The sequence below is a fragment of the Sorangium sp. So ce693 genome, from assembly GCF_051521375.1.
GTDB classification, from domain to species: Bacteria; Myxococcota_A; Polyangia; order Polyangiales; family Polyangiaceae; genus Sorangium; species Sorangium atrum.
Genome location: NZ_CP150347.1, coordinates 11,490,142 through 11,515,826 on the forward strand (window position 1 = coordinate 11,490,142; position 25,685 = coordinate 11,515,826).

The window sequence follows — 25,685 nt, forward strand, 5'->3', positions numbered from 1 at the left end:
CTCCCCCCGAACGCGCGGCTAAGTCAAGCTGGTTCCATGGGGCTCAAACAGGTTCAGCTGTTCGTCCGCGGTCGCGTCCAGGGCGTCTTCTTTCGTGCCTCCACGCAGCGCGAGGCCAAGCGGCTCGGCCTCACCGGCTGGGTGAAAAACCGCTCCGACGGCGCCGTCGAGGTCCTCGCCGAGGGGGAGGAGGACGAGCTGAAGGAGCTCATCGCCTGGGCGAACCGCGGCCCGAGCGCCGCGCGCGTCGAGCGCGTCGACGTCCGGTGGCGGGGCTTCTCCGGCGATTTCTTCGACTTTCGCATCACGGATTGATGCGCTTGGCACGCAGCTCGTCGGATCCGAGGGGCGCAGGCGCGCAACCGGCGCGGCGGCGCACGCCGGCGTGCGCGTGGCTCGCCCTGATTGGCCTGCTCGCAGCCGTGCCGCTCGCGGCGCCTGCGGCGCGCGCCGCAGGCGAGCGCGACGCGGGCACGTCCGCGCCGGCCTCCGCCGCGCTCCCGGAGCTCCCGCGCCTCGCCCCGATCGCTCGACCTGAGCCCGACATCACCGCGGTCCGCGAGCTCGACCGGTTGCTCGACCAGCTCACGTCCGAGGACGCGCGCTCGCGGGAGAACGCCCGCGCGGCCCTCGACGAGCCGATCCCTGGCATCGTCGATGCGGTGCGGCTGCGCGTTCAGGACATCCGCGGCTCGCTCGATCGGGGCGCGGCGCCTCGCGTGCTCGCGGAAGCGCGCAGAGAAGGCCGCAAGGCGTTGAAGGGCGAGAAGGGGGAGGACGCGCGCGACGGCAACAAGAAGAAGGCCGCGGACGCGAAGGCCGACAAGGGCGCGAAGAAGGGCGCTGGCGACGCGAAGAAGGGCGCCGGCGACGCGAAGAAGGGCGCCGGCGATGCGAAGAAGGGCGCCGGCGATGCGAAGAAGGGCGCCGGCGATGCGAAGAAGGACGCGAAGGCCGACCAGGGCGCGAAGAAGGACGCCGGCGACGCGAAGGACGCAAAGAAGGACACCAAGGCCGACCAGAGCGCCAAGAAGGGCGCTGACGACGAGAAGGACGAGGGGGACTGGCTGGACTTCATGCTGGCCGCGGCGCGGCCGCGGGACAGCGCGTGGCGCGATGTCGTCAAGCTGCTCGCGATGGAGCGGATGCTCGTCGCTGCAGGCACGACGCCTGCGGTCCGCGAGCTCATCGCGCTGCACGCCTATTTCGGCGAGCTGCTCCGCATCGATCTCCAACGGCAGGTGGCCAAGCTCCGCGACAAGGCGGTCCCCGCGCTGATCGAGGCGCGCCAGCACGACGCCAAGATCGTCCAGAGGTGGGCCAACAAGCAGCTCGACCTGCTCGGCCGGGCGATCCCCGGCGAGGCGATCGCGTCGAACGACACGCAGATCCTCGCCGACGTCCTCCGCGCCTATGGTCGCGTCCGGGACGTGGACGCCATGCGCGTGGTCCTCAGCTTCTGCAACAGCGACCGCGCGCGGCTGCGCGACGCCGCGCGGGAGGCGATCTCCGCGATCGGCGAGCCCGGCATCTGGCAGCTCCGCGACGCCTACCTGGACCTCACCGGCGCGAAGCCGCCGCGCGAATGGTCGTGGGACCGTGTCGCGCGCGAGCTCTTCGGGACGTACGATCGCGCGCGCCTCGCGGAGGTGTACAAGCTGATGGACGAGGGCGTCGCCGCGGCGAGCGCGGGCAAGCCCGCCGAGGCCACCGAGGCGTTCGACAAGGTCCTCGCCCGCGCGCCGCTCTTCGAGCGCCGCAAGGAGATGGTGGACGCCTACGTGGAGCGGGCGCGCTCGCTGCCCGCCGACCGGCGCGACGACGCGCTCGCCATGCTGCGCAAGGCGCTGCGCCTCGACGCGCCAGGCGAGCGCGCGAAGAAGATCGAAGCGGAGATCGCCTACCTCGAGGGCGCGCTCCTCATCGAGCGCGGCACGCCGGACAAGTTCGTGCTGGAGCGCGCGATCGAGCTCGACCCTTCCAACGCCGGCGCGAGGGCGGCGCTCGCCTCCCTCGGGGACAAGGTCGCCGAGCGGAAGAGCCAGACGAACCGCCACATCGCCGCGGGAGCGGTAGGTCTCGCCGCAGTGCTCTCGATGTTCTTCATCGCCCGGCGTCGGAGCGCTCCATCGCCCGCGAGAGGGCAAGGCGGCACCGTTCCTCCGCCACCGACCGCCTCTCCTGCTTCGGTGCCGCCGCCGACCGCCTTTCCTGCCTCGGCGCCGTCCCCTCCCCCACCGGCCGCCTCTCCTGCCTCGGCGCCGTCCTCTCCGCCGCCGACCGCCTCTCCTGCCTCGGCGCCGTCCTCTCCGCCGCCGACCACCTCTCATGCCTCGGCACCGCCCCGAACGCAGGACAGCGCCGCTCCTCCGCAGCCCCCGACGCCTCCCGAGCCGGCCCCGCCCGCCGCCTCGAACGCGGACCCTGATCTGCCGGCACAGCCTATCGAGAAGGCGGAATCGCGGAGCGAAGACGCCCCTGAAGCCGGCGCGCGCGACCGTTGAGCCGTCGAGCGCGCCGGCCCCACGCAGCGGTCTGTCCCTGATTGCTGGCGGGGCTCACAAAGCAGAAACGCCGGGCGAGCTGAGCGCTCTCCCGGCGTCCTGTCTTCGACTGCGCCGGCGCGATGCGGCGCCGGCTGCGTCCGGCTCAGCCGGCGGTCGTCGCCGGGGTGGCCGGCTCCGCCGCGGCGACCGGCTCGGCGGCCTGCGAAGGCGCGTCCGCGACCGGCGGCGCGTCGATGAACTCGATGAGGCTCATCTGCGCCGAGTCACCGCGGCGCGGACCGAGCTTGATGATCCGCGTGTAGCCACCCGGCCGCCCCTCGAAGCGCTTCGAGAGATCGATCATCACCTTCGCGATGATGTCGACCTTCTTGCCATCGGTCGCGACCCCCCAGCGAGGGATGTAGCTGCCCACGAGCCGCTCGGCGTGGAGCCGGCGCGCTCTGTCGCCGGGGCTGAGCTCTCCGTGCGCGGTGTACGCGACCTTGCCGAGCCGCGTCGCCTTGGTGATGAGCCGCTCGGCCACCCGCCGCAGCTCCTTCGCCTTGGCGTCGGTCGTCTCGATCCGCTCGTGGGTGATCAGGTTCGCCGTCAGGTTGCGAAGCATCGCCCTGCGGCTGGAGGTGTCCCGACCAAACTGCCTGCCCGCTTTCTTGTGACGCATGACGTTCCCTCAGTACCGACTCACGCCTGCGCCTGCTGCGCCTTCCAGCGCTCGAGGAGCTGCGGCCAGTTGTCGATCTTCATCCCGAGCGAGAGCCCCATGTTCGCGAGGATCTCTTTGATTTCCTTCAGCGACTTGCGACCGAAGTTCTTGGTCTTGAGCATGTCCTGCTCGGTCCGCTGCACGAGCTCGCCGATGAGCGTGATGTTCGCGTTCTGCAAGCAGTTCGCGGAGCGGACGCTGAGCTCGAGCTCCTCGACGGAGCGGAACAGGTTCTCGTTGAGCGGCTCGTCGTCGCTCATCACCGCCTGGTAGCTCGTCTCCTCGCTCTCCTCGAAGTTGACCCAGATGGAGAGCTGCTCCTTGAGGATCTTCGCGGCGAAGGCGACCGCATCCGCGGGCGAGACGGACCCGTTGGTCCAGACCTCGAGCGTGAGCTTGTCGTAATCGGTCACCTGCCCGACGCGGGCGTTCTGCACGGTGTAGTTCACCTTGCGGATCGGCGAGAACAGCGCGTCGATCGGGATCGTCCCGATCGGCATGGTCGGCGTCTTGTTGCGCTCGGCGGGCACGTAGCCGCGGCCCACGTTGACCGTGAGCTCCATCGAGAGCGGGCCCTTCTTGTCGAGCACGGCGATGAGGTGGTCGGGGTTGAGCACCGACAGACCCTCGACCAGCTGGATATCGCGCGCGTACACGGGCCCGGGCCCCTCGCGATCGATCCGCACCGAGTACGTCTTCGGGGTGGCCGCCTTGAAGACGACCTCCTTCACGTTGAGGATGATGTCGCTGACGTCCTCGACCACGTCCGGCACGGTCGTGAACTCGTGCAGCGCGCCCTCGATGCGGATGGCCGTCGCGGCCGCCCCCTGGAGGGAGGAGAGCAGCACGCGGCGCAGCGAGTTGCCGATCGTGATCCCGAAGCCGCGCTCCAGGGGCTCACACGTGAACTTGGCGTAGAACTGGGTCCCGCTCTCCGCGTCGATCGAGATGCCCTTGGGCCGGATCAGATCGCGCCAGTTACGGGCGATCATCGTGAGGTTCGGGTTGTTCATCGTCATGGCGATCTCCTTCCTTCATGAGGTTTGCGCGGAGGTCTCACGCCGCGGCCGCACTCGACCGATCGGCGCCGCCTCCTGCCCGCATCCTAGGCTCCATGCCCCCGCGCGAGAGCGCGGGACGGCGACGCCGAGGGGAGCCCGCAGCGAGCGAGCGCACCCTGCAAGGTGCGCTCGCGACGCCGCCCTCCTCCGCGCCGCCCTCGCGCGATCAGCGCGAGTAGTACTCGACGACGAGCTGCTCGCGGATCTCGGGCTCGTTGAGATCCTCGCGGATCGGCGCGCCCTTAATCGCGCCGGTGAACGCCGCGCGATCCACGTCGATCCAGCTCGCGACCGGCCGCTTGTCCGCGCCGCCGACGGAGGCGAGGACGCTCTTGAACTTGCGCGCCCCCTCGGTGAGCTCGACCCGGTCACCGGCCCGAACGACGTAGCTCGGGATGTCCAGCCGCTTGCCGTTCACGTGCACGTGCCCATGCCGGACGAGCTGGCGCGCCTCGGCGCGAGACGAGCCGAAGCCCATCCGATGCACCACGTTGTCGAGCCGCCGCTCCAGCAGCCCGAGCATCTCCTCGCCCGTCCGGCCCTTGCGCCGGTTGGCCTCCTGGAAATACCCGCTGAACTGCCGCTCGAGCACGCCGTAGATGCGACGCACCTTTTGCTTCTCGCGCAGGCGCACCGCGTACTCGCTCAGCTTGATGCGCCCCTGGCCGTGCTGGCCCGGGGGATACGGGCGCCGCGTGTACGCGCACTTCTCGGAGTAGCACCGCTCGCCCTTGAGGTAGAGCTTCATCCCCTCGCGGCGGCAGAGCTTGCAGACCGGACCAATGTAGCGAGCCATCGTGAATTACCTCAAACCCTGCGCCGCTTGGGCGGCCGGCAACCGTTGTGGGGGATCGGCGTGACGTCGCGGATCAGCGTCACCTTGAAGCCAGCGGTCTGGAGCGCACGGAGCGCGCTCTCGCGCCCCGCCCCCGGCCCCTTCACGAACACGGCGACCGAGCGCATCCCGTGCTCCTGCGCCCGGCGCGCCGCCTCTTCCGCCGCCAGCTGGGCGGCGAACGGCGTCGACTTGCGCGATCCCTTGAAGCCGCGAGCGCCAGCGGACGACCACGCGATCGCGTTGCCGTTGATGTCCGTGATCGTCACGACCGTGTTGTTGAAGGTCGACTGAATGTGCGCGATGCCCGCGGAGACATTCTTCTTGACCTTCTTCTTCTGCTTGGCCTTCGTTGTAGCGGCAGCCGTCTTCGCTTGCGCCATGGCGTCCTAATCCCCGCTCGTCACTTGGTCGCGGCAGGACGCCGCTGCAACATGCCCTTGCGCGGTCCCTTTCGGGTGCGCGCGTTCGTATGCGTCCTCTGCCCGTTCGCCGGGAGCCCGCGCCGGTGGCGGAGCCCTCGGTAGCAGCCGAGGTCCATGAGCCGCTTGATGTTGAGCTGCACCTCGCGCCGCAGGTCGCCCTCGACCTTGTACTCGGCGTCCAGGAGGTCGCGGATCGCCTTCACCTCAGCGTCGCTGAGCTCCTCGACCCGCTTGTTCTGCGGAATGTTGGTCTTCTCGCAGATTTGCAAGGCGAGGGTCCGCCCGATACCGAACAGGTACGGCAGGGCGTAGGCGACATGCTTCCGACGCGGGAGATCGACACCAGCGATACGAGCCATGGTTACTCCAAACCGAAACGAGGGCGGGCTTCCGCCGAAAGAGCTAATTCCCCTGGCGCTGCTTGTGGCGGGGATTCTCGCAGATGATCCGAACGACACCACGCCGCCTGACCACCTTGCACTTGTCGCAAATCTTCTTGACGCTCGGGCGCACCTTCACGGGGAGCCTCCAGATTCCTCAAAAACTACGTTACTTGTGCCGGTACGTGATCCGGCCACGGCTCGGGTCATACGGCGAGACCTCGACGGTCACGCGGTCGCCCGGCAGGATCTTGATGTAGTACTGCCGCATCCGGCCGCTGATGGTCGCGAGGACGCCGAGGCCGTTGTCCGCCTTCACGCGAAACATGGCGTTCGGCAGGGCCTCTTGAACCACGCCGTCGAACTCGAGCTTGTCGCCCTTCGGTTCCTTCGGCGGTCTGGTCTGATTCTTACGCCTCATTCTCCACCCGAGCCCGGCCGGCCAATGGCCGACAGCACCCTGTGCGTCACGTCTTCAGGCTTCCCGACCCCATCGACGCGATGCAGCAGCTTCTTCTGCTCGTAGAACGGCAGAAGCGCGGCCGTCATCGCCTCGTAGGCATCGAGACGCTTTGCAACAGCCTCGGGCCGATCATCGGCCCGATGCTCTAGCTCCGCACCGGGGGGCGGCGGATTATAGACGAGATGATATATCTGTCCACTTCGTTTGTCAGTGCGGCGATGGATCAACCGTTCCTCGAGCAGGGGACGCGCCACGTCCAGCTGGATCACCGCGTCGATCCGGGTACCGCCCTGGCTGGCGAGCAGCTCGTCGAGCGCGTCCGCCTGCGGCACCGTCCTGGGAAATCCGTCCAGGAGGAAGCCATTGCTGCAGTCGGGCTCGACCGTCCTGCGCGCGATGAGGCCGATGACAGCCTCATCGGGCAGGAGTCCGCCAGAGTCCATGATGTCCAGATAGCGCTTCTCCAGCGTCCCCGACCGCTTTGCCTCGCGCAGCATGTCGCCTGTCGAGATTTGCGGGATGCCGAAGCGGGCGCACAGCAGCTTCGCCTGCGTACCCTTCCCAGCTCCAGGAGGCCCCACCAGAACCAAGATCATTTGCCCTCCATCACGCTTCCGGGAGCCTGCGGCCCCGGATGCGGGTGGCACCGGGGCCCGTCAGCCCCTCGTAGCTCCGCGTGATCAGGTGCGCCTCCAGCTGGTTCACGGTGTCGAGCGCGACGCCGACGACGATCATCAGCGACGTGCCTCCGAAGCCGAAGGGGACACGCAGGAGGTTGCCGACGATCGAGGGCACCACGCACACCGCGGCGACATAGAGCGCGCCGCCCACGGTGATCCGCTGGATCACGCGGTGGATGTAGTCCGCCGTCTGCTTGCCTGGCCTGATCCCGGGGATATTTGCCTGTTGCTTCTTCAGGTTCTCCGCGACGTCCACCGGCTGGAACGTGACGTTCGTGTAGAAGAAGCAGAAGAAGATGATGAGCAGCGCGTAGCCGGTGTTGAAGACCCAGTCCCCCCGGTTGATGATCGCCTGGAGGTGGTCGGCCCCGGGGACGTTCATGTTCGCGAGCGTCTGCGGGAACATCAGCAGCGACGACGCGAAGATGGGGGGGATGGTCCCGGACGTGTTCACCTTCAGCGGCAGGTGCGCCGTCTGCCCGCCGTAGACGCGGCGACCGACCTGGCGCCGCGAGTACACGATCGGGATCTGACGCCTGCCGTTCTCGAAGAAGGCGATGATGGCGATGACGAACACGATGAACGCGACGACCGCGGCCATCGTCAGGGGCTGGAGATCGCCCGCGTTCTGGGCGAAGTAGTTGCCGAGCTCCGCCGGGATGCGCGTGACGATGCTGGCGAAGATCAGGAGCGAGACGCCGTTCGAGACGCCGCGCTCCGTGATCTGCTCGCCGATCCACATCAGGAACGCGGTCCCGGTCGTCAGCGTGATGACCGTCATCAGCTGAAAGCCGATGCCGGGGTGGTTCACGATCCCGGCCCCGGTCTCGCTGCTCGACAGGCCCTCGAGCATCTTCGCGATCGAGAAGGCCTGGAACAGCGAGAGCGCGACCGTGCCGTACCGCGTGTACTGATCGATCCGCCGGCGGCCCTGCTCGCCCTCTTTCCGCAGCTCGTCGATGGGCTTGTAGACCATGCCCATGAGCTGCATGATGATCGAGGCCGAGATGTACGGCATGATCCCGAGCGCGAAGATCGACAGGTTCTCCAGCGCGCCGCCCGAGAACATGTTGAAGAAGCTCAGGAGCCCGCCGGACTGCTTCGCGACGTACTGCCGCATCGCGTTCCGGTCGACGCCGGGCGTCGTCACGAAGACGCCGACCCGGTAGACCGCGAGCATCACCAGGGTGAAGATCACGCGTCGCCGGAGCTCGGGGATCTTGTGAAAGTTGGTGATTCCCGCGAGGCTGGCCATAGGCGATCCTGGACTCCGGCTTGGTGGGTGCGCGTGCGCGCTGGCTACGAGGACGAGGAGTCCGTCGAGTTGCCCTGGGGTGCAGGCGCCGCGAGCACGACCGCCTTGCCCCCCGCCTTCTCGATCTTCTCGACCGCTCCCTTGGAGAAGCGGTGCGCCGTCACCGTGAGCTTCTTCGTGAGCTCACCGTCGCCGAGGATCTTCAGCACGTCGAACCGCCCCTGCACGAGGCGGCGCTCGTGGAGCGCGATCAGATCGACCTGGGCGCCATCGTCGAACGCCTCGAGCGCACCGACGTTGACGTTGACGACGATGTCCGCGAGCGGGTTGCGGAAGCCACGCTTCGGGAGGCGACGCTGGATCGGCGTCTGCCCGCCCTGGAAGTGCTTCTTGTTGATGTTGCCGCCGGCCCGCGCCTTCTGCCCTTTTTGTCCGCGGCCAGACGTCTTGCCGACGCCCGAGCCCACGCCACGGCCAACGCGGAGCCTCTTGGTTACGGCGCCTTCAGGGGCTTGGAGCTTAGAGAGAATGTCCATGTTTCACACTTCCGTACGCGGCGACTCCGCTGGATGACGATCTCGCTTCTCAGGCCTTCGAGGAGGTCGCACCGTCGGCGACCTCCTCGACCTCGACGAGGTGGAGGATCTTCTTCACCATGCCACGGAACGACGGCGTGTTCGCGACGACCACCTCGGACCCCGGCCCACGCAGGCCAAGCCCCTTGATGATCTTGCGGGTGTGCTCGACCTGGCCGATGTTGCTGGCCTTCTGACGTACCCGGAGCTTCACTGCGAGCCTCCTTCACCGCCGCCGCTCGGTGCACCACCACCGCCGCCCGGCTTCCCGGGGGGCGGCGCGACGCTCGCGCGCCGTCGACCCGCGGTGTTCGTGCCACCGCGGCGCTGGTAGTCGAGCGAGTCGAGCTGCATCGACCGCTTCCCGGCGACGCTCTCCGGGCTCTTGAGCCCACGGAGCGCCGCGACGGTCGCGTGCACGACGTTGTGCGGGTTGCTCGTGCCGAGCGACTTCGACAGCACGTCGTGGATCCCCGCCGACTCGACGACGGCGCGCACCGCGCCGCCGGCGATGACGCCCGTCCCAGGGCTGGCCGGCTTCAGCAGGACCTTGCCCGCCCCGACGTGGCCGAACGAGTCGTGCGGGATGGTCACGCCGTCCAGCGGGATGCGGAACAGGTTCTTGCGAGCCTGATCGTTCCCCTTGCGGATGGCCTCCGGCACCTCGTTCGCCTTGCCCAGACCGATGCCCACGTGCCCCGCTTCGTCGCCCACCACGACCAGCGCCGAGAAGCTGAAGCGCCGGCCGCCCTTGACGACCTTGGCGACGCGGTTGATGTGGATGACTCGCTCTTTCAGCTTCTCTTCGTCGACATGATCGAACGCCATAACCGTCCTCTATCACGTTCTCCGCCGCGGCAGTTGACCGCGCCCGCTGCCCTCACCATCAGGGCAGCGGCTGTGGGAGTCAGAAATCGAGACCTGCCTCGCGCGCCGCCTGGGCGAGGGCGCTGACGCGCCCATGATACAGATAGCCGTTGCGGTCGAAGACGACCTTGTCGATCTGCCTCTCTTTGCAGATCCTCGCGATCAGCGCCCCGACCTTCTTCGCCGCCTCGACCTTGTTGTCCTCGTCGAGGGAGCCCTTGAGGTCCTTCGACAGCGTCGAAGCGTGGGCGAGGGTCTTGCCGCTCACGTCGTCGATGACCTGAGCGTAAATGTGCTTCGAGCTGCGGAAGACGCTGAGGCGCGGGCGCTCCGGCGTCCCCTCGACCTTCTTGCGGATGCGGAGCTTCCGGCGCTCCCGACCGACGATTTTCATGCCCATGACCGTCTCGTCCCTCGGTGCAGCGGCGTAAACGCCGCCGCTCGCCTTTACTTCTTGCCGCCCTTGCCGGCCTTGCCAGCCTTCTCCCGCACGCGCTCGCCGCGGTAACGGACGCCCTTGCCGCCGTACGGCTCCGGCGGCCTGAAGCCACGGATCGTCGCGGCCGTCTGCCCGATGAGCTCCTTGTCCGCGCCCGTCAGGACGAGGATCGTGCCCTTCGAGTCCGCCGGGATCGTCGCCGTGAGCCCCGTGGGCACCGGGAACGTCACCGGGTGGGAGAAGCCGAGGGCGAAGTTCAGCGTCGTGCCCTTGAGCTCGACGCGATAGCCGGTCCCCTTGAGCTCGAGCGTACGCTCGTAGCCCTCGGCGACGCCCTTCACCATCGCGGCCACGAGCGCCCGGGTGAGGCCCTGGAGGCGCGACCCGTCGCGCCCCGGCGCCACCGAGCTCACGTGCAGCTTGCCGCCGTCGAGCTTGATATCCACCTTGTCGGTGATCGCGCGGGAGAGCTGTCCCTTCGGGCCCTTGACGTCGATCTTCCGGCCGTTGACGGTCGCGGTGACCCCCTTCGGCAGCTCGATCGGGCGCTTGCCGACGCGCGACGTCTTCGGAGCGAGCCGGCTGTCACCGTTCGCGGGCTGGGCTGCGTTCGCCTGAGCTTCCATCACCACACCTCGCAGATCAGCTCGCCGCCCATCTTGAGGCGACGCGCATCCCTGTCGCTCATGAGCCCGCGGGACGTGCTCAGGATCGAGATCCCGAGCCCGCTGAACACGCGCGGGATCCTGTCGTGACGCACGTACACGCGGCGCCCGGGGCGGGAGACGCGGCGCACGCCGTCGATCGCGCTCTGACGATCACGCCCGTACTTGAGCACGATCGTGAGCTTCTTGGGACCCTCGCCCTCGGTCTCGCGCACGTCGGCGATGAAGCCTTCGGACTTGAGGATCTCCGCGACCGCGGCCTTGATGCGGCTCGCGGGGATCTCGGTCCTGTCGTGCCGCGCGAGCGCCGCGTTGCGAATGCGGGTCAGCATGTCGGCGATGGGATCGGTCATCATAGAATCACCAGCTGGCCTTGATCACACCAGGGAGCTCACCACGGAGCGCGAACAACCGAAGGCAGACGCGGCAGAGCTCGAAGTCGCGGTAGTAAGCGCGCGCGCGCCCGCACACCTTGCAACGGTTCTTGTGCCGCGTAGAAAACTTCGGCGGACGGTTCAGCTTCGCAAACTCTTTTGCACGGGCCATCGAAAATCCCTCAATGCCGGAACGGGATGCCAAGCTCGGTCAGGAGCGCGCGTCCTTCTTCGTCCGTCTTCGCCGTGGTCACGAACGAGATGTTGAGCCCCTTCACGACATCGATCTTGTCGTAGTCGATCTCGGGGAAGATGATCTGCTCGCGCAGGCCCATCGTGAAGTTGCCCTTGCCGTCGAACCCCTTCGGGCTAACGCCCTTGAAGTCGCGAACACGCGGAAGAGAGAACGCGATCAGGCGATCCACGAACTCCCACATCCGCTCGGCACGCAGGGTCACCATCACCCCGATGGGCAGGTTCTCGCGCAGCTTGAAGGTCGCGATCGACTTCCGGGCGCGGGTCACCACCGGCTTCTGGCCGGAGATCGCCCGCATGTCCTCGACGGCGGAGTCGATGATCTTCGGGTTCTGCACCGCGGCGCCGAGACCCATGTTGATGACCACCTTCTGCAGGCGGGGCACCATCATCGGGTTCTTGTAGCCGAACTTCTTCGCGAGCGCGGCCGTCACGCTCTTCCTGTAGTGCGTGCGCAGCCGGGGAGCGTAGTTCGGGTCGCGCGGGCGATCCTCGGCCGGCCCGGAGGCCTCGGCCTCGGAGCCCTTGGCCTTCGCGCCCTTGGCTTCCTTGCTCTTGGCGGGCGCCTGAGGCTTGGCCTGCTGCGGCTTGGGCTTGTCCTTGCCCTTGCCGGCGTCCTTGGCCGCCTTGTCCTTGTCCTTCTTGTCCGCCATGGCTAGCCCACACCGATCGCGCTGCCGCTCTTGCCGACGCGCGTCTTCTTGCCGTCCTCACCGACGCGCACCTTCACGCGCGTCGGCTTGCCCGTCGCCGGATCGACCGGCATGACATTCGAGGCGTGAATCGGCGCCTCCTTGGTGATCTTCCCGCCCTCCTGGTTGCGCGGCGTGGGCCGCTGGTGGCGGGTCACCGTGTTCAGGCCTTCCACGACCACGCGATCCTCGTCAGCGAGGATCTTCGTGATGCGGCCCTGCTTCCCCTCCTCCTTGCCGCTGATGACCTGCACGAGGTCACCGACCCTGAGGCGCTTCATCAGAGGACCTCCGGAGCGAGAGAGATGATCTTCATGAACTTCTTCGCGCGGAGCTCGCGAGCGACCGGCCCGAAGATGCGGGTGCCGATCGGCTCCTTCTCCTTGTTGATGAGGACCGCGCTGTTCCCATCGAACTTGATGTAGCTGCCGTCCGAGCGCTGGTACTCCCGGGCGGTGCGGACGACGACGGCGCGCGCCGTCTCGCCCTTCTTCACCTTGGTGCCCGGCAACGCCTCCTTGATCGAGACGACGATGACGTCGCCGAGGGCGGCGTACTTGCGGCGCGAGCCGCCGAGCACCTTGATGCACTTCACGATTCGGGCGCCGGAGTTGTCCGCGACCTCGAGATGCGTCGACACCTGGATCATGGCGCTACTCCTCCACCGGGCGGGCAACGAGCTTGGTCACGAGCCACCGCTTGTCGCGGGAGATCGGCCTGTGCTCCGTGATCTCGACGCGATCGCCCACCTTGTACTGGTTCGTCTCGTCGTGCGCCTTGTAGCGCTCCCGCTGACGGACGTACTTCTTGTACACAGGGTCGAGCGCGTTCCGGATGACCTCGACGGTGACCGTCTTGTTCATCTTGTCGCTGGTCACCTTGCCGACCAGCTTGCGCCGGAAGCCGTGCGCCTTCGCCTCGGTCTCAGCCTGCGCAGGCGCTGCGGCTGCCAGCTCGGGCGCCGCAGCGACCGGCTGCTGGGTCTCTGCCTTCTTCTTCGCCATGGCTACGCCTTCTCCTCGGCACGCGCACGCTGCGTGAGGATCGTCTTCACCCGCGCGAGATCCCGCTTCGACTTGCGGATCGTCGCCGTGTCGTTCAGCCGATTCGTGAAATTCTTGAACCGCGCCTCGAACAGGCCCGCCGCCAGAGACTTCTCGAGCTCGCGCAGGTGCTCGGTGGTGCGTTCACGCAAATCCTTCGCCTTCATCGCCTACCTCACGTCAGCCCGCGGGCGAGGAACTTGCACTGCATCGGGAGCTTGTGCGACGCGAGGCGGAACGCCTCCTTCGCAGTCTCCTCGCTCACGCCGCTGATCTCGTACATCACGCGGCCCGGCTGCACGAGCGCGCACCACTCCTCGGGCGCGCCCTTGCCCCCACCCATGCGGACCTCGAGCGGCTTCTTCGTCACCGGACGGTCCGGGAAGATGCGGATCCAGAGCTTGCCCGCGCGCTTCACGTGCCGCTGGATCGCCATACGAGCCGCCTCGATCTGCCGCGAGGTGACGCGGGCAGGCTCGACGCACTGGAGCGCAAAGTCGCCGAAGGAGACATCGCTGCCCGTCATGGCGAGGCCGCGGTTGTTCCCCTTCTGCATCTTGCGGAACTTGGTTCGCTTCGGAGACAGCATTCTGCAATCCCTCTACTGGATCCGGCGCGCCTTACGCTGCAGGACCTCGCCCTTGAACATCCAGACCTTCACGCCGATGATGCCGACCTTCGTCTTCGCCTCGGCCAAGCCGAACTCGATGTCGGCGCGGAGCGTGTGCAGCGGCACCCGGCCCTCGCGGTAGGTCTCGACGCGGCTCATCTCGCTGCCACCGAGCCTGCCGGCGCAGCGCACGCGGATGCCCTTCGCGCCGAACTTCATCGCGGTGGCCACCGCCTTCTTCATCGCCCGGCGGAACGCGATCCGGCGCTCGAGCTGCGTCGCGATGTTCTCGGCGACGAGCTGCGCGTTGGTCTCGGCCTTCCGGACCTCCTGCACGTCGATGAACACCTCGTTGTCGGTGAACGACGACACGCCGGGGAAGAGCGTCTCACCCTTGGACGCGGTGCCGACGTTCCCGCTCTTCAGCGTCTCGATGCCCTTGCCGCCCTTGCCGATCACCATGCCCGGGCGGGCGGTGAAGACGATCACCTTCGCGCGGTTGGCGGCGCGCTCGATCTCCACGCCGGCGATGTTGGCGTTGTAGAGGTACTGCTTGATCGCGCGCTTGATGCGGATGTCCTGGTGGAGCCACTTCTGATACGCAGCGCCGTCCTCGTACCACTTGCTGCTCCACGTCTTGATGACACCGACGCGGAAGCCATACGGATGGGTCTTTTGTCCCATATCGGCAGGTCCTCTACTTACTTTCTCTCGTCGACTTCGATGACGATGTGCGACACGCCCTTGGTAATCCGGGTCGCACGGCCCATCGCGCGCGGCCGCCAGCGGCGGTTGAACTTGTTCGGCCCCTTGTCGACGGTGGCCTTGCTGATGAAGAGCGCGTCGATGTCGGCGCCCGCCTGCTGGGCGTTCGCGACCGCGCTCTCGATGATCTTCCGCAGGACGGGGGCGCCGCTCTTCTGCGTGAACGAGAGCAACTGGATCGCCTCGTCCGCGTCGCGACCTCGGACGAGATCAGCGATCATGCGAGCCTTGCGCGGGGCGATCCGCGAAAACATCGCACTGGCTTTGCTTACCATTCGAGATACCTCGCGACACCGGCGGGCGGAGTGACTCCGTACCGGGTTTCGGTTCGCTGCGAACCGGTTGCACCGTCGTACGCTTCCGGTCCCAGCCCGACGTCCATCGACGTGGGCCCCCTTCGCGTCACCGGGGGGGTTCCCGCGGCGGCCGAAGGGGCGGAGCTGGGATCGAAGCGCCGTTACGGCTCTTCTACTGGGAGACCGGGAGGACACCCGATCGCCCGGGAAAACGGAGCGCGGTGATTACCAGCGGGAGGCGCGGTACGCAAGCGCGATCCTTCCGCCCCCTTTCAGTTTGTTTCGCGCGTCCCCGCGGCCTGAGCAGCTTTTCAGCTCTTCCTGAACGGACGTCCGGAGGAGCCGGGCACGCCGAGCCCGGTGCCCGGGCAGGCGGACGGACGACCACGATGCTGAAATCTGTTCTTGACACTGACGAAATGCAGCTGAAACAAGCGGTCGACGGCGGCCTGCGCCGCCGACGGCGGAGGTGCGCCCCCGGAGCGTCGGCGTCGGACGGCTGGACCAGGCCGAAGAGCAGGATTGCGAGGGGAATAGGGGAGCCCCAGGTTCAGTCGAACGCACCAGGCCGTGGAACTCTTCCCTGACATTGTAGGAGGCACCGTGACCATGCTTGCTCGCCATCGCCATTCTTTCCTCGCGCTTACCTTCATCTTGCCCGCCATCGTCACCGGCTGCGTCGTGACCACGGAGGACACCGACAACGACGTGGACCAGACGGTCGGGCCCGGCGTCACCCACGGGTCCACGAGCAGCGGAGGCGACGGCGGCGACGGCGGCCAGGGCGGTGACGGCGGCCAGGGCGGCGACGGCGGCCAGGGCGGCAGCGGCGGCGACGGCGGCCAGGGCGGCGACGGCGGCGGCGATGCGTGCGTCGAGGCGTCGGACGGCGACCTCACGGTCGCGGCCTGTGACGAGCTCAACATCTCGCCTGCGCAGGGGGCGACGAGCCAGTGCGGCGCGACCCGCGACGAGGACCCGATCGGCTACGGGCTCTGCAAGCACGGCTTCGCCGTCTTCTCCCCGGGTCACGCCGCGGACCTCGTGGACTGCCTGAGCGACATCGGTGTGGAGCGGGCGTGCGATGTCGATCCCGTTCAGGCGTGCATGAACCGCACGTACGCCAACGCGTGCCCGCACCAGGCCGACGAGATCTGCGACACCATCTCCGACTTCTGCGACGCCGGCACCTTCGACACCTCCAAGTGCGCGGCTCAGATGAACCCTCTCAACCGAGATGCAGCGGACGATCTCGTCGCGTGCATGAACGACAACCCCAATGTCTCCTGCCAGGAGGCTTACGACGGATGCTACGAGGACATCATGGCCTTCGAGTGATCCGGCCGCCGCCCCGGGTGCGCGGCCTGCGCGCCTACCGTGCGCGCTCTGCTCTCGCGGTTCTTTTCCCCTGGCAGTCGACGCACACCAGATGACCTCTGGGCCTCTCACCAGCTCACGCCCACCTTAGCGCCCCGTCGCGCGCACCCTCTCATGTAGGCCCGTTCGGGGAGCCCCCGAGCGCGGTATTCGGTTGCAAAAAAGATCGCGGGAAGGGATCCTCGGCTCCTCCGTGGCCAAGGACTCCTCCCGCCCGCGCCAGGCAGCTTCCGTTCCGCGATCGCCGGGGGCGCGTCCATTCCGCGGTGGAGCGCTGCTCGGCGTGCTCGTCGCGTCGGCCGGCTGTGCGCCGGGGTCGACGACAGCGGAGCAGATCACACCGCGCCTGATGGTGCGCGCGTCGCTCGAGGGGACCGCTGCCGTCCCGACCGAACGGCGCATCAAGGCCAAGGAGAGCGCGCTCGCTGCCGTCAAGGACAGCGCGGCGCTCGCGTCCGGGATGGAGTCCGAGATCGGCGCCACCCCGATGTCCTCCTCGGCGGGCAGCACGCGCTGTCCCGCGGAGATGGCCCTCGTCGACGATCGCGTGTGCGTCGACCGCTGGGAGGGCGCTCTGGTCGAGGTGACGCCGAGCGGTGAGCGCCCCTGGTCGCCCTACGATCCGATTGACGGGAACGAGCGCCGCGTCCGCGCCGTCTCCTGGCAGGGGGTCATCCCCCAAGGCTACATCAGCGGGCGGCAGGCCAAGATGGCGTGCGCGGCATCGGGCAAGCGCCTGTGCACTTCGGAGGAGTGGGTGACCGCCTGTCGAGGGCCGGACGACACGACCTTCCCCTACGGCGCGCTCCGCCAGCAGGGCGTGTGCAACGATGACGAGCGACGCGTTCACCCCGTCGCCCAGATCGCGGCGTTGCTCGACATCAAGCCCGAGGAGCGCTGGACGACGGCGATGAACAACCCGCTCATCAACCAGCTGTCCGAGGCGCTGCTCCCCACGGGCGAGCGCGCGGGATGCACCAACGCCTACGGCGTGTTCGACATGGTAGGCAACCTCCACGAGTGGGTCGATGACCCGAGCGGCACCTTCCGTGGCGGCTATTTCATGGACACGACGCGCAACGGCGAGGGCTGCAAATACGCCACGACCGCCCACTCCTTCGGCTACCACGACTACTCGACGGGCTTCCGGTGCTGCATGGATCCGGAGCAGGCCGACTAGTGCAGGCCGCGCGGCGTGCGGCCGGCGGTAGGGCAGACGCGGATCGAACGCGAAGATCGGGGCGATTCAGCGGGGAGACAGGGCGATCGCTGCGCGCGCATCCCTCCGTGACGCGACGGGCGCTCCGACAAGGCGGCTCGGGCGCGGCGCGAGCGAGCGTGCGAGTCGTGGATAAGCCAGGGCGACACCAGCGAAGAGATTGCCGATGTTCGACTGCATAGTGAGCGCGCCCACGCGGCGCCGTGCCGCTGCGACCGCCCTTGCCGCCCTGATGAGCCTCCTGGCGCTCGGCTGCGGGAAGAAGGAAAAAGCAGCGCCCATCACCGTCCCACCACCCCCGGGCGCAGCATCCTCGGATGAGCTCACCACCGCCATTGGCCAGGCGCGTGGCATCGATTCGGCGCTCGCGCCGTCGTCGACCCGATGGCGACGGGCGTTCGTGCTCGATGATAGACGCGCCGTGGTGACAGGAGAGATCGAGAACGAGGCGATCGCGCTCGTGACCGAGAACGCAGGGCGGACCTGGCGATCTCTGCGGCGCGTCCGCGAGGGGTGGTCGACCTGGTCGGTCGGCGGAGACGGCGCCACGGTGCTCACCGCCGGTCCGCGCGGCCCGGCTCTCCCGGCGGAGACGCGCGGAAATCGAGGGACGCCGCCCGCGCTGGACCCGCCGAGCGTCTTCTTCGCTTCGTTCGACGCGACCGACCTCTCGGCGCCTTCACCGGTCACGCTTCCCGCGCTGAGCCGCGGAGCGCGGCCGCTGGTGAACGCGGTGCCCGCGGTGCTCTCCGCCGAGAGCGCCGCGCTGCTCGTGGAGCCCAAGCCTCGGCACGCGACCCTCGTCTATGCGGGGCCGGCGGGCGCCGAGCCGGTGCCTCCCGTCCCGCTCCCCACGCAGGAACAAGCGCTGCCCGTGCCTTATGGCCGCCCACCGGTGCTCCTGTCGGTGCGCGGACGCAACCTCCTCGTACGGCCCGTCCCCTCGCCGGGGAAGCCGCTCGACGCACCGAAGAGCGTCGAGGGACTCGCGATGAACCCAGCGGCGATTGCCGCGCTCTCCACGACACCAGCATGCGACTTCGCCGGGTGGTCGTTCCAGCTCGTGCCTCAGCCGCCCGACAAGACCGCCGTGGTCGCCGTCTCCGCTGCCCAGACAGCCGTGCTGAAGCTCCCGGCGAAAGCCGCGCCTGGAGCGTCGGTCGGCTGCGCAGCCGACCGGATCATGGTCGAAGTCATGACGCCCACAACCCGAGAGCCCACGCTCGCGACGTGTACCCTCCAAGGCACCTGCATCATCGCCGAGAAGCCGCCGTTTCGCCCCTGGCTGGAGCCGCATGAGCGGTCTGTCGCCCTGGCGCCCACACGCGAAGGGGTCACCGCAGTGCTGACCTCCCGCGCGGCAGCGCGATGGGGGCTCTATATCGCGCTATCGCCGGAAGCGGGGAAGATCTACGACGTCCCCAGGGTAATCGGCGAAGGCACAGGCGAGCGCGGCCGTATCGAGCTCGGCACCCTCCTCTCGTTCGGAAATCGACTCTTGATGCTCCTCCAAGCGGACGTCACCGGAACATCGCGCCGCGGCTGGTATGTCGTGGCCTCCGATGATGGCGGGCTCACCTGGAGCCCGCCCTGAGCTCCGTCTCGAACGGGACAACCATTCCAAACGCAACGCGTCAGCACAGCTTGCATCCCATCTGATGCTGACGTGCGCGGTGGTCCCCAGACCTACTTCGGCGGAGCGGCGGCCGGAGCGACGCGCTTGCGTCCCTTGGCGCTCGGCTTCTTCACAGGCGCAGGCCCCGCCGCGGTCTTGCGCGCGTTCGCGCTCGCCTGCTCGGCGGTCTTCGCGTCGCCTGCATAGCGGGCGAAGCGACGGTCGCCACCTTGGAAAATCCGCTTCTCCAGCTTCAGCTCCTTCAGCGCTGCGGCGGCGCGGGTCTGCGGGATACCCGCCTGCTTCGCCACCTCGCTCGCGCTGACGCCAGAGCTCGCTTTGACGACGCGCTCGACGGCATCCAGCGTCTCCTGACGCTCCGCCGACGCGGCCGGCGACTTGCGCGGGCGACCAGGCCGGCGCTTCGGCGCGGCGCCGCGCTTGGCCGCGACGGAAGACGTTTTGGACTGGACCGCTCCAGCGCGGGCGCGCGAGCGGCTGCGGCGCGGCGCCGCAGGAGGAACCAACGGCGCTTCCCCTGTCACGGCGCCCAGCTGATTCTTGACGAGCGCGAGGATCGCCTCGTCCGGCATCTTCCGCACGAGGTTTACAATCTGCTGTGAAAAGGCGTCCGTTGCCATGTGCTCTCCCTCGTCGCCGAATCCAGCTCGGCGGTTGGATACGACTATGCCGTTGCCACTTGCCTGGTCAAGCGAATTGAGGATAGAGGGCCGTCTTTTCTTTCAATAGGCGCTGCGGGCGGGCTCAATCGGAGAGCTCATTGGACGGGACGGCCCCGAACGGCTGGGCTGCTTTGCTCGACAGGCGCCGAGCGATGAAACCCTCGCCAGCGTCGATTGATGGCCGAGACCCCTCCCCCGCGCAGGACGGCCCCGAGGCCGCTCCAATCCTCTCTCGGCCCCCTTGACGATGCACTGCGGCATTGCGTGTCTCGGGTGCTCGGGTCTGGTCAGGTAAGCACCGTCCGAGAACCGAGCAACCCCGCGCCTCGGGCCGCGCCCGTCACGGGCGGCAATGCGGGCGCGCGCACAACCGCGAGGTGCAGCGACCCGGCGCGAGCTTCCTCACCCCCAATCATTGAAGCGCCTCACGCAGGGTGCGACCGCCTGGCGACCACACACAGGCGGCCGGCGCGTGGCTACATTGCACGCCCCGGGCGCACGACTGACCTATGCGGAGGCGTGATAGGATGCCCCGCTCGGCGGGTGGGGCGCAGCACGGACGCTTCGCTATGAGCGCCGGCGGGGGCGCGAGTCCGGGTCGAGCTCTCCGCACGACATCCGCTCATCACGCCGGGGATTGCGCGGACCCGGGCCCACTCTGGCCTCCCGATCGAGCGCCAACCCGCCGAGCTCTTCGAAATCACGACTCTGCCGCAGCCCCGCCGCCGGAGTCGCGCTCGGGTGGCGCAGTGCTGCTCTCCACGTCACGCGCGGCGGCTCCCGGCGGCTCCCGCTGGGTGGGCGCCTCTAGGCCGTCGTGTCCGGCGGACCGGTGTGTACGTGCAGCTCAGGCTCATCCCGCGAGACACCGCGTTACATAGCAGAGCGCCGAGGCGCGCTCGCCCTCGTCTTCGGCCGCTCCGATCGAGCCCTCCCGAGAGAGCTCAGCCTTGGGCCCCGCGCTCTCGAGCGCGAGTCCGCGCGTCCGCGCGTCCACCCTGGGGGCATGTCCTCTACGACATTGGCGCCCGCTCCAATGAGAGGAGGACGCCGGCGGGGAGCCGGCCCGCTCCGCCTCGACTTCTTCAAACGCCTTTCTGTCCATATCTACGACGCCCAGGATCCACGCCGCCCCCGCTCGACCTCCGTCCGACCGGCGGCCGAGATTGACCAGCCGCCGGCAATCGGTTGACACGCGCGTCGGCCGCGGAGAAGGATGCGCGCATGTCACTGGTGCGCGTGCTCGAGCCGGAGGTCATGGATACCGACGAGGACGCGCGGGCCTACGACAGCATGGACCACGCCGTCGTGAACGCGGCGTTCTGCGACGCGCTCCTCCCCCACAACCCCGGTCTCGCATACGCCCTCGACGTCGGCACAGGGACGTGCCTGTTGCCCATCGAGCTTTGCAGGCGCGTCCCCGCGGCGCGTATCAAGGCGATCGATCTCTCCGCGGCGATGCTCGATCTCGGGCGCCGCCACGTCGAGCGAGCCGGGCTCACCGAGGCCATCGCGCTCGCGCTCGTGGACGCCAAGGCGCTGCCCGAACCGGATGAGACGTTTTCAGCCGTGCTCTCGAACAGCATCGTCCACCACATCCCGGAGCCGGCGCAGGTGCTGCGCGAGATGCTCCGCGTCCTCCGGCCCGGCGACCTCCTGTTCGTGCGAGACCTGCTCCGTCCGGAAGACGAGGCGTCGATCACCGCCCTCGTCGACACGTACGCAGCGAACGACACGGCGTACCAGCGGGCCCTCTTCGACGCGTCGCTGCGCGCCGCGCTCTCGCTCGACGAGGTGCGTGAGATGCTGCGCTCGCTCCGGATTCCCCCCGAATGCGCGCAGGTGACGAGCGACCGGCACTGGACCCTCGCGTTCCGCAGGGCGTCATGATCCGGAGGCGCCGCGCACCGATCCGGGGCGCGGCGCGGGCACGTCAAATCGACGCGACGGCCAGCCCGGCTCGTAATAAAAGCGTCCACGTGAACGCCACCGGAACACGAGCTCGCCGGGCGCGCGGCGTTGCCCCCGCGCTCTTCCTGTCCTTCGCCATCGTCCTCGCGGCCTGCGAGGAGAACCCGCCTCGCCCGGGCGAGCCGGAGCGGCCCGCGCCCCCGCCGCCTCAGCCGAGCGCGGCGCTCGCGCCGCCCGCGGCCAGCTCGGCGACAGCAGAGCCCCCGAGCGCGGGCGCGCCAGAAGACGCGGGCGCCGCGACGGGCACGCCCGCATGGCAAGGGACATGGGAAGGGCGCTACGACGCCAAGAAAGGCAGCGTCGTGATGCCCCCGAAGGTCAAGGACGCCGCGCGCCAGAAGGACGACGGGAAGCAGGCCACCGGCCCCGGGACGGTGACGCTGACCATCGAGCCGAGCGGTGAGCTGAAAGGCACAGCGAAGGGAGCGCTCGGCGACGCGACGCTCGTGGGAAAGGTCGAGGACAGCATGGTCCGCGCATCGGTCTTCCCCGTAGATCCGCGCGCGCCGAACGCGATGACCGGCGTCCTGGTCGGCGAGCTGAAGGAGAACGCCATCCACGGCAGGATCCGGGTGACCGGGCCCGATGCCCTCCTGGTGCGCGAGTCCCCCATCGATCTGAAGAAGAAATGATCAGCGCAGCCGAGCGAGACGTCGGCGCCGGCGTCTGGCTCGGCGGCGTCGCGCGTCAGCTCGCTGCGCCGGCTCCTCCCGGCTCGCCTGCCGGCGCGCGCCCCTGCGGCTCCTGCGGTGCAGCCCCGGCCTCTCCCGCCGCGCCGCCGCGCGCGCCGCGACCCGCCTCCGCCCGCCGCTCCTCGCGCTGGCGAGCCACCTCGGCGTCCCGTTGCTCGTACGCCACGATGATCCGCTGCACGAGCGGGTGGCGCACGACGTCGACCTCGGTGAACGAGCAGATCGCAATCCCCTCGATCCCCGCGAGCAGCTCGCGCGCCTCCGCGAGGCCGCTGCGCGCGCCGTGCGGGAGATCGACCTGCGTGACGTCGCCCGTCACCACGGCACGGGAGGCGTAGCCGAGCCGGGTGAGGAACATGCGCATCTGGTCGCTCGTCGCGTTCTGCGCCTCGTCCAGGATGACGAAGCAATCGTTGAGCGTGCGGCCGCGCATGAAGGCCAGCGGGGCGACCTCGATCTGACCGCGCGTCACGAGGCCTTGCGCCTTGTCCGCATCCATCATGTCATGGAGCGCGTCGTAGAGCGGGCGCAGGTAAGGATTCACCTTCTCGGCGAGATCGCCGGGGAGGAAGCCGAGCCGTTCTCCCGCCTCGACGGCGGGGCGGGTCAGGATGATCCGCTTCACGCGGCGCTCGAGGAGCGCGTGGACCGCCATCGCCATCGCGAGGTAGGTCTTGCCCGTCCCCGCCGGCCCGATCCCGAAGGTCATGTCGTGCGATCGGATCGCCTGGATGTAGCGCTTCTGCGCCAGCCCCTTCGCCGAGATAGGCCGGCGGCGCGCCGAGATGAGGACGACGTCCTCGAACAGCTCCCGCAAGGTCATCCCCGGGTCGTCCCGGAGCGCCTGCACGCCGCGCACGTAGTCCTGAGGATCGAGGACCACGCCGCTCCTCAACATCTGCGCGGCCTCTGCCAGGCACCGCTCGGCGAGCGCGACCTTGTCGGCGTCGCCGGCGAGCCGGATCGTGTTGCCTCGGACGCCCGACTCGATGCCAAGAGTGCGCGCAATGAGCTTGAGATGCTCGTTCCCCGGCCCGGCGAGGGCCACCAAGGTGCTGTTGTCGAGCACCTCGACATCCGCCGTGATCCGCACGCTGGTCGTCATCCCGTGATCCTTCCCCGCCGCTGCCTCGACGCTCCGCCGCCGGCACGCGCTGCCATTCCATGAGCAGGACCTTGACGCGGCTCACATCTCGCTCGAATGTCGCGGTCGCTCGCCGTATGGCCTACACAGAATCGTAACGTCCTGGTCATATTTTCGCGTTGTAGTGCGTGCGAGATCCGGCGAGCGGGCGAGCCGCACACAGGGAGAACTGCATGAGGTTAGCTACATCGGCGCTGCTGGGCATGACTGTTACGCTGTCGGGCCTTTCGGCGCTAGCACAGCCTGGACCCCAGGGCCCAGCGCAACCTGCCCCGGCGCCGCCTCCGGCCGCTGCCCCGGCTCCTGCCGGCGCGGTTCCGCCCGCTGCCGCTGCCGCTCCGGCACCCGCGCCGCCGCCCGACGCGGCGCCGCCCGCAGAACCGCTGCCGCCCCCTGGAGCGGAGCCGACCGCCGCGCCGCCTCCGCCTCCGCCTGCGCAGGTGTTCGCGCCGACCGCCGAGGCCGCCGTCGTGAAAGAAGAACAGCAGCCGCTCGCCGGCTGGCACGGCGGCTTCTTCCTCCGGGACGCCAACGACAACTTCCGGCTCTACCCGAAGGGGAGGCTGAACTTCGACTTCGCCAGCAGCTTCGGCGCCGGCGTGTCGGACGTGTCGGCGACGGGCGGTGGAAGCGCGCTCAAGCCGCGCTTCTTCATTCGCCGCGCGCGGCTCGAGGTGGCCGGCGAGTTCCTGAAGAGGTTTTCCTTCGATGTCGACGTCGACTTCGGCGGCCAGGGGCTCGGGAACGCCAACGGCCGGACCGAGAACGCCGCCGGCCCGGCCGGGCAACCGCCGACGGCCGATAGCGCGCGCTTCGCGCCTGTCGAGAGCACCACCGCGAACGCCGTGCTCGCCGACGCCTGGATCAATTACTCGGTCATGCCCGCGCTCAACTTCCTGTTCGGGCAGCACCAGGCGTTCTTCTCGATGGATAACCAGACGAGCGACAACAGCACGACGTTCATGGAGCGCAACATCGCGACCCGGAGCTTCGCCTACCCCGAGGGCAAGGACATCGGCCTGACGATCTGGGGCGACGTCGCTGACAGGATGGTCGTCTACGGCGTCAGCGTGGTCGGCGGCGACGGGCAGAACCGGCCGGGCGTCGACAGCCAGTTCGATTTCATCGGCCGCGTGGCCGCGCGCCCGTTCGCGAGCGACAAGAAGGGGTTGCTCGCGAAGGCGCAGATCGGCGTCAGCGCGCGCTATGGCGACCGCGACCAGAAGTACGTGGGCTACGACTATGCGCCCATCAGGACGGGGCAGGGCTACACGCTCTGGGGCGCCGGCTATACGGACTCGCTGAAGCGCCCGATCCACGTCATCCCGTCGGCCACGCAGGCCGCGATCGGCGGCGAGCTCCGGCTGCCCATCAAGATGGTCGAGCTCCGGGCCGAGGCGTACTACGTCGCGAACCAGACGCGCGAGGGCGTGGAGGGCTTTCAGCTCACCAACACCGAACGGATCGGGCAGGTGAAGGGGCTCGGCTGGTACGTGCAGCTCTCGGCGTGGCCGGTCGGCGACGCCTTCGTCAGCGGCGATCCCGGATTCAGCCCGCGCCCGACGAAGGTCGATCTGACGAAGGAGCTCGAGAAGCCGAAGTCGGGGCTCGAGGTGGCGGCGCTCCTCGCGGGGATCAACGCGACGTACGACGGCGCGTCCCGCGGGGGTGGGTACGACGAGAAGACGCCGGGCGCCGAGGGGGGGCCGGGCACCGACCTCAACGTCATGCAGATCGGCCTCGCCGCGAACTACTGGTACACGAAAAACGTGCGGCTCGGCGTGAATTACAGCGCCTACCTGACGCCCGGCAGCGGCTCCAGCGAGAACCTCCTCCGGGTGCCAGGCAATACGGTGACGCCCGCCAATCCGGACGCGCACGCGCTGCACGAGCTCGGCGCCAGGGTCAGCATGTCGTTCTGACGCGCCCCCGCCCCACCGCGGCCGGCGTCCCGGCCGCGCCCTTCATCCTTTTGCCCTCCAACGATCCGCGCCGCGGGCGCTCCGCGCGGCGCGCCGGCGGCGCGGGAGCCCCGCGGCGAGCTCGCGCGCCTCAATTTTGGCCCAGGACAGCGTGGCGGGGTACCCGTCGGGC

At 68.7% G+C, this 25,685-nt stretch carries 33 protein-coding genes and 1 pseudogene; 8 read left to right on the forward strand and 26 right to left on the reverse strand.

Annotated features, from left to right (window positions below; genetic code table 11):
* Positions 1 to 36: 36 nt before the first annotated feature.
* The gene (gene yccX, locus WMF14_RS42810; protein ID WP_272102132.1) at positions 37 to 315 is read left to right on the forward strand and encodes an acylphosphatase; all 279 of its coding nucleotides are present in this window, start codon (positions 37 to 39) and stop codon (positions 313 to 315) included.
* 5 nt (positions 316 to 320) lie between these two features.
* A complete protein-coding gene (locus WMF14_RS42815) occupies positions 321 to 2,504 on the forward strand; it encodes a hypothetical protein (protein ID WP_437796248.1) in 2,184 nt (727 codons plus the stop codon).
* 145 nt (positions 2,505 to 2,649) lie between these two features.
* On the opposite strand, the gene rplQ is transcribed toward WMF14_RS42815, so the two are convergent.
* The 24 genes and pseudogenes from rplQ to rplV form a co-directional block, all read right to left on the reverse strand.
* Positions 2,650 to 3,168: a 50S ribosomal protein L17 gene (gene rplQ / locus WMF14_RS42820; RefSeq protein WP_437325719.1), complete on the reverse strand. Its 519-nt coding sequence runs from the start codon at positions 3,166 to 3,168 to the stop codon at positions 2,650 to 2,652.
* Positions 3,169 to 3,188: 20 nt separating this feature from the next.
* Positions 3,189 to 4,229 (reverse strand): DNA-directed RNA polymerase subunit alpha, encoded by a 1,041-nt coding sequence (locus WMF14_RS42825; protein WP_012240545.1) that lies wholly within the window; start codon positions 4,227 to 4,229, stop codon positions 3,189 to 3,191.
* A gap of 208 nt (positions 4,230 to 4,437) precedes the next feature.
* Positions 4,438 to 5,067, reverse strand: a complete 630-nt coding sequence (gene rpsD / locus WMF14_RS42830; protein WP_272102129.1) for a 30S ribosomal protein S4 — start codon at positions 5,065 to 5,067, stop codon at positions 4,438 to 4,440.
* A gap of 11 nt (positions 5,068 to 5,078) precedes the next feature.
* Positions 5,079 to 5,489 (reverse strand): 30S ribosomal protein S11, encoded by a 411-nt coding sequence (rpsK, locus tag WMF14_RS42835; protein ID WP_272102128.1) that lies wholly within the window; start codon positions 5,487 to 5,489, stop codon positions 5,079 to 5,081.
* A 20-nt stretch (positions 5,490 to 5,509) separates the two neighbouring features.
* Complete coding sequence (gene rpsM / locus WMF14_RS42840) at positions 5,510 to 5,890, reverse strand: 30S ribosomal protein S13 (protein ID WP_012240548.1); 381 nt, start codon at positions 5,888 to 5,890, stop codon at positions 5,510 to 5,512.
* Between the two features lie 43 nt (positions 5,891 to 5,933).
* Positions 5,934 to 6,050, reverse strand: coding sequence for a 50S ribosomal protein L36 (rpmJ, locus tag WMF14_RS42845; protein ID WP_012240549.1), 117 nt, complete (start codon positions 6,048 to 6,050; stop codon positions 5,934 to 5,936).
* A 30-nt stretch (positions 6,051 to 6,080) separates the two neighbouring features.
* On the reverse strand, positions 6,081 to 6,332 hold the full coding sequence (infA, locus tag WMF14_RS42850; protein ID WP_012240550.1) for a translation initiation factor IF-1: 252 nt from the start codon (positions 6,330 to 6,332) through the stop codon (positions 6,081 to 6,083).
* Positions 6,329 to 6,970, reverse strand: a complete 642-nt coding sequence (locus WMF14_RS42855; RefSeq protein ID WP_272102127.1) for an adenylate kinase — start codon at positions 6,968 to 6,970, stop codon at positions 6,329 to 6,331. The genes infA and WMF14_RS42855 overlap by 4 nt, the downstream gene beginning before the upstream one ends.
* Positions 6,971 to 6,980: 10 nt before the next feature.
* On the reverse strand, positions 6,981 to 8,309 hold the full coding sequence (gene secY / locus WMF14_RS42860; RefSeq protein ID WP_272102126.1) for a preprotein translocase subunit SecY: 1,329 nt from the start codon (positions 8,307 to 8,309) through the stop codon (positions 6,981 to 6,983).
* Positions 8,310 to 8,353: 44 nt separating this feature from the next.
* The gene (gene rplO, locus WMF14_RS42865) at positions 8,354 to 8,845 is read right to left on the reverse strand and encodes a 50S ribosomal protein L15 (RefSeq protein ID WP_272102125.1); all 492 of its coding nucleotides are present in this window, start codon (positions 8,843 to 8,845) and stop codon (positions 8,354 to 8,356) included.
* Positions 8,846 to 8,894: 49 nt separating this feature from the next.
* Positions 8,895 to 9,098: a 50S ribosomal protein L30 gene (gene rpmD, locus WMF14_RS42870; RefSeq protein ID WP_272102124.1), complete on the reverse strand. Its 204-nt coding sequence runs from the start codon at positions 9,096 to 9,098 to the stop codon at positions 8,895 to 8,897.
* A gap of 134 nt (positions 9,099 to 9,232) precedes the next feature.
* Positions 9,233 to 9,712: pseudogene (gene rpsE, locus WMF14_RS42875) on the reverse strand (30S ribosomal protein S5); the annotation flags it as partial.
* A gap of 79 nt (positions 9,713 to 9,791) precedes the next feature.
* Positions 9,792 to 10,151 (reverse strand): 50S ribosomal protein L18, encoded by a 360-nt coding sequence (rplR, locus tag WMF14_RS42880; protein ID WP_012240556.1) that lies wholly within the window; start codon positions 10,149 to 10,151, stop codon positions 9,792 to 9,794.
* Positions 10,152 to 10,198: 47 nt separating this feature from the next.
* Positions 10,199 to 10,816, reverse strand: coding sequence for a 50S ribosomal protein L6 (rplF, locus tag WMF14_RS42885; protein WP_272102123.1), 618 nt, complete (start codon positions 10,814 to 10,816; stop codon positions 10,199 to 10,201).
* Complete coding sequence (gene rpsH, locus WMF14_RS42890; RefSeq protein ID WP_272102122.1) at positions 10,816 to 11,211, reverse strand: 30S ribosomal protein S8; 396 nt, start codon at positions 11,209 to 11,211, stop codon at positions 10,816 to 10,818. The genes rplF and rpsH overlap by 1 nt, the downstream gene beginning before the upstream one ends.
* A gap of 4 nt (positions 11,212 to 11,215) precedes the next feature.
* Complete coding sequence (locus tag WMF14_RS42895; protein WP_012240559.1) at positions 11,216 to 11,401, reverse strand: type Z 30S ribosomal protein S14; 186 nt, start codon at positions 11,399 to 11,401, stop codon at positions 11,216 to 11,218.
* A 10-nt stretch (positions 11,402 to 11,411) separates the two neighbouring features.
* The gene (gene rplE / locus WMF14_RS42900; RefSeq protein WP_373372293.1) at positions 11,412 to 12,137 is read right to left on the reverse strand and encodes a 50S ribosomal protein L5; all 726 of its coding nucleotides are present in this window, start codon (positions 12,135 to 12,137) and stop codon (positions 11,412 to 11,414) included.
* A gap of 2 nt (positions 12,138 to 12,139) precedes the next feature.
* The gene (gene rplX, locus WMF14_RS42905; protein ID WP_272102121.1) at positions 12,140 to 12,457 is read right to left on the reverse strand and encodes a 50S ribosomal protein L24; all 318 of its coding nucleotides are present in this window, start codon (positions 12,455 to 12,457) and stop codon (positions 12,140 to 12,142) included.
* Positions 12,457 to 12,825: a 50S ribosomal protein L14 gene (gene rplN, locus WMF14_RS42910; protein WP_012240562.1), complete on the reverse strand. Its 369-nt coding sequence runs from the start codon at positions 12,823 to 12,825 to the stop codon at positions 12,457 to 12,459. The genes rplX and rplN overlap by 1 nt, the downstream gene beginning before the upstream one ends.
* A 4-nt stretch (positions 12,826 to 12,829) precedes the next feature.
* Positions 12,830 to 13,129, reverse strand: coding sequence for a 30S ribosomal protein S17 (gene rpsQ / locus WMF14_RS42915; RefSeq protein ID WP_272102908.1), 300 nt, complete (start codon positions 13,127 to 13,129; stop codon positions 12,830 to 12,832).
* A gap of 53 nt (positions 13,130 to 13,182) precedes the next feature.
* Positions 13,183 to 13,386, reverse strand: coding sequence for a 50S ribosomal protein L29 (gene rpmC / locus WMF14_RS42920; RefSeq protein ID WP_272102120.1), 204 nt, complete (start codon positions 13,384 to 13,386; stop codon positions 13,183 to 13,185).
* Positions 13,387 to 13,394: 8 nt separating this feature from the next.
* Entirely contained in the window at positions 13,395 to 13,808 is a 414-nt protein-coding gene (gene rplP, locus WMF14_RS42925) for a 50S ribosomal protein L16 (RefSeq protein WP_012240565.1), read from the reverse strand.
* Between the two features lie 12 nt (positions 13,809 to 13,820).
* Positions 13,821 to 14,513 carry a 30S ribosomal protein S3 gene (rpsC, locus tag WMF14_RS42930; protein ID WP_061609597.1) on the reverse strand — a complete coding sequence of 231 codons (693 nt, stop codon included), beginning with the start codon at positions 14,511 to 14,513 and terminating at the stop codon, positions 13,821 to 13,823.
* A gap of 17 nt (positions 14,514 to 14,530) precedes the next feature.
* The gene (gene rplV / locus WMF14_RS42935; protein WP_012240567.1) at positions 14,531 to 14,869 is read right to left on the reverse strand and encodes a 50S ribosomal protein L22; all 339 of its coding nucleotides are present in this window, start codon (positions 14,867 to 14,869) and stop codon (positions 14,531 to 14,533) included.
* A gap of 630 nt (positions 14,870 to 15,499) precedes the next feature.
* Between rplV and WMF14_RS42940 the strand changes: the two genes are divergently transcribed.
* The 3 genes from WMF14_RS42940 (at position 15,500) to WMF14_RS42950 (ending at position 19,080) form a co-directional block, all read left to right on the forward strand.
* Positions 15,500 to 16,228, forward strand: a complete 729-nt coding sequence (locus WMF14_RS42940; protein ID WP_437804399.1) for a hypothetical protein — start codon at positions 15,500 to 15,502, stop codon at positions 16,226 to 16,228.
* A 322-nt stretch (positions 16,229 to 16,550) separates the two neighbouring features.
* Complete coding sequence (locus WMF14_RS42945) at positions 16,551 to 17,447, forward strand: SUMF1/EgtB/PvdO family nonheme iron enzyme (protein WP_272102119.1); 897 nt, start codon at positions 16,551 to 16,553, stop codon at positions 17,445 to 17,447.
* 205 nt (positions 17,448 to 17,652) lie between these two features.
* On the forward strand, positions 17,653 to 19,080 hold the full coding sequence (locus WMF14_RS42950; RefSeq protein WP_437796249.1) for a hypothetical protein: 1,428 nt from the start codon (positions 17,653 to 17,655) through the stop codon (positions 19,078 to 19,080).
* Between the two features lie 92 nt (positions 19,081 to 19,172).
* Here WMF14_RS42950 and WMF14_RS42955 read toward each other — a convergent pair whose 3' ends face one another.
* Positions 19,173 to 19,742 carry a hypothetical protein gene (locus tag WMF14_RS42955; RefSeq protein WP_272102117.1) on the reverse strand — a complete coding sequence of 190 codons (570 nt, stop codon included), beginning with the start codon at positions 19,740 to 19,742 and terminating at the stop codon, positions 19,173 to 19,175.
* Between the two features lie 1,266 nt (positions 19,743 to 21,008).
* Between WMF14_RS42955 and WMF14_RS42960 the strand changes: the two genes are divergently transcribed.
* Together WMF14_RS42960 and WMF14_RS42965 are read left to right on the forward strand one after the other, a co-directional pair.
* Positions 21,009 to 21,674, forward strand: a complete 666-nt coding sequence (locus WMF14_RS42960; protein ID WP_437796250.1) for a class I SAM-dependent methyltransferase — start codon at positions 21,009 to 21,011, stop codon at positions 21,672 to 21,674.
* Positions 21,675 to 21,763: 89 nt separating this feature from the next.
* Complete coding sequence (locus WMF14_RS42965; RefSeq protein ID WP_437796251.1) at positions 21,764 to 22,387, forward strand: hypothetical protein; 624 nt, start codon at positions 21,764 to 21,766, stop codon at positions 22,385 to 22,387.
* Between the two features lie 55 nt (positions 22,388 to 22,442).
* On the opposite strand, the gene WMF14_RS42970 is transcribed toward WMF14_RS42965, so the two are convergent.
* On the reverse strand, positions 22,443 to 23,552 hold the full coding sequence (locus WMF14_RS42970) for a PhoH family protein (protein ID WP_437325727.1): 1,110 nt from the start codon (positions 23,550 to 23,552) through the stop codon (positions 22,443 to 22,445).
* A gap of 509 nt (positions 23,553 to 24,061) precedes the next feature.
* Between WMF14_RS42970 and WMF14_RS42975 the strand changes: the two genes are divergently transcribed.
* The gene (locus tag WMF14_RS42975) at positions 24,062 to 25,513 is read left to right on the forward strand and encodes a porin (protein ID WP_437796252.1); all 1,452 of its coding nucleotides are present in this window, start codon (positions 24,062 to 24,064) and stop codon (positions 25,511 to 25,513) included.
* The last annotated feature ends 172 nt before the right edge of the window (positions 25,514 to 25,685 follow it).

Excerpts from the sequence above, each read along its gene's own strand:
- yccX (WP_272102132.1), top strand. The coding sequence starts at position 37 with ATGGGGCTCAAACAGGTTCAGCTGTTCGTCCGCGGTCGCGTCCAGGGC.
- rplQ (WP_437325719.1), bottom strand. The coding sequence starts at position 3,168 with ATGCGTCACAAGAAAGCGGGCAGGCAGTTTGGTCGGGACACCTCCAGC.
- WMF14_RS42825 (WP_012240545.1), bottom strand. The coding sequence starts at position 4,229 with ATGACGATGAACAACCCGAACCTCACGATGATCGCCCGTAACTGGCGC.
- rpsD (WP_272102129.1), bottom strand. The coding sequence starts at position 5,067 with ATGGCTCGCTACATTGGTCCGGTCTGCAAGCTCTGCCGCCGCGAGGGG.
- rpsK (WP_272102128.1), bottom strand. The coding sequence starts at position 5,489 with ATGGCGCAAGCGAAGACGGCTGCCGCTACAACGAAGGCCAAGCAGAAG.
- rpsM (WP_012240548.1), bottom strand. The coding sequence starts at position 5,890 with ATGGCTCGTATCGCTGGTGTCGATCTCCCGCGTCGGAAGCATGTCGCC.
- infA (WP_012240550.1), bottom strand. The coding sequence starts at position 6,332 with ATGAGGCGTAAGAATCAGACCAGACCGCCGAAGGAACCGAAGGGCGAC.
- WMF14_RS42855 (WP_272102127.1), bottom strand. The coding sequence starts at position 6,970 with ATGATCTTGGTTCTGGTGGGGCCTCCTGGAGCTGGGAAGGGTACGCAG.
- secY (WP_272102126.1), bottom strand. The coding sequence starts at position 8,309 with ATGGCCAGCCTCGCGGGAATCACCAACTTTCACAAGATCCCCGAGCTC.
- rplO (WP_272102125.1), bottom strand. The coding sequence starts at position 8,845 with ATGGACATTCTCTCTAAGCTCCAAGCCCCTGAAGGCGCCGTAACCAAG.
- rplR (WP_012240556.1), bottom strand. The coding sequence starts at position 10,151 with ATGGGCATGAAAATCGTCGGTCGGGAGCGCCGGAAGCTCCGCATCCGC.
- rplF (WP_272102123.1), bottom strand. The coding sequence starts at position 10,816 with ATGGAAGCTCAGGCGAACGCAGCCCAGCCCGCGAACGGTGACAGCCGG.
- rpsH (WP_272102122.1), bottom strand. The coding sequence starts at position 11,211 with ATGATGACCGATCCCATCGCCGACATGCTGACCCGCATTCGCAACGCG.
- WMF14_RS42895 (WP_012240559.1), bottom strand. The coding sequence starts at position 11,401 with ATGGCCCGTGCAAAAGAGTTTGCGAAGCTGAACCGTCCGCCGAAGTTT.
- rplE (WP_373372293.1), bottom strand. The coding sequence starts at position 12,137 with ATGGCGGACAAGAAGGACAAGGACAAGGCGGCCAAGGACGCCGGCAAG.
- rplX (WP_272102121.1), bottom strand. The coding sequence starts at position 12,457 with ATGAAGCGCCTCAGGGTCGGTGACCTCGTGCAGGTCATCAGCGGCAAG.
- rplN (WP_012240562.1), bottom strand. The coding sequence starts at position 12,825 with ATGATCCAGGTGTCGACGCATCTCGAGGTCGCGGACAACTCCGGCGCC.
- rpmC (WP_272102120.1), bottom strand. The coding sequence starts at position 13,386 with ATGAAGGCGAAGGATTTGCGTGAACGCACCACCGAGCACCTGCGCGAG.
- rplP (WP_012240565.1), bottom strand. The coding sequence starts at position 13,808 with ATGCTGTCTCCGAAGCGAACCAAGTTCCGCAAGATGCAGAAGGGGAAC.
- rpsC (WP_061609597.1), bottom strand. The coding sequence starts at position 14,513 with ATGGGACAAAAGACCCATCCGTATGGCTTCCGCGTCGGTGTCATCAAG.
- rplV (WP_012240567.1), bottom strand. The coding sequence starts at position 14,869 with ATGGTAAGCAAAGCCAGTGCGATGTTTTCGCGGATCGCCCCGCGCAAG.
- WMF14_RS42940 (WP_437804399.1), top strand. The coding sequence starts at position 15,500 with ATGCTTGCTCGCCATCGCCATTCTTTCCTCGCGCTTACCTTCATCTTG.
- WMF14_RS42950 (WP_437796249.1), top strand. The coding sequence starts at position 17,653 with ATGTTCGACTGCATAGTGAGCGCGCCCACGCGGCGCCGTGCCGCTGCG.
- WMF14_RS42955 (WP_272102117.1), bottom strand. The coding sequence starts at position 19,742 with ATGGCAACGGACGCCTTTTCACAGCAGATTGTAAACCTCGTGCGGAAG.
- WMF14_RS42960 (WP_437796250.1), top strand. The coding sequence starts at position 21,009 with ATGTCACTGGTGCGCGTGCTCGAGCCGGAGGTCATGGATACCGACGAG.
- WMF14_RS42970 (WP_437325727.1), bottom strand. The coding sequence starts at position 23,552 with ATGACGACCAGCGTGCGGATCACGGCGGATGTCGAGGTGCTCGACAAC.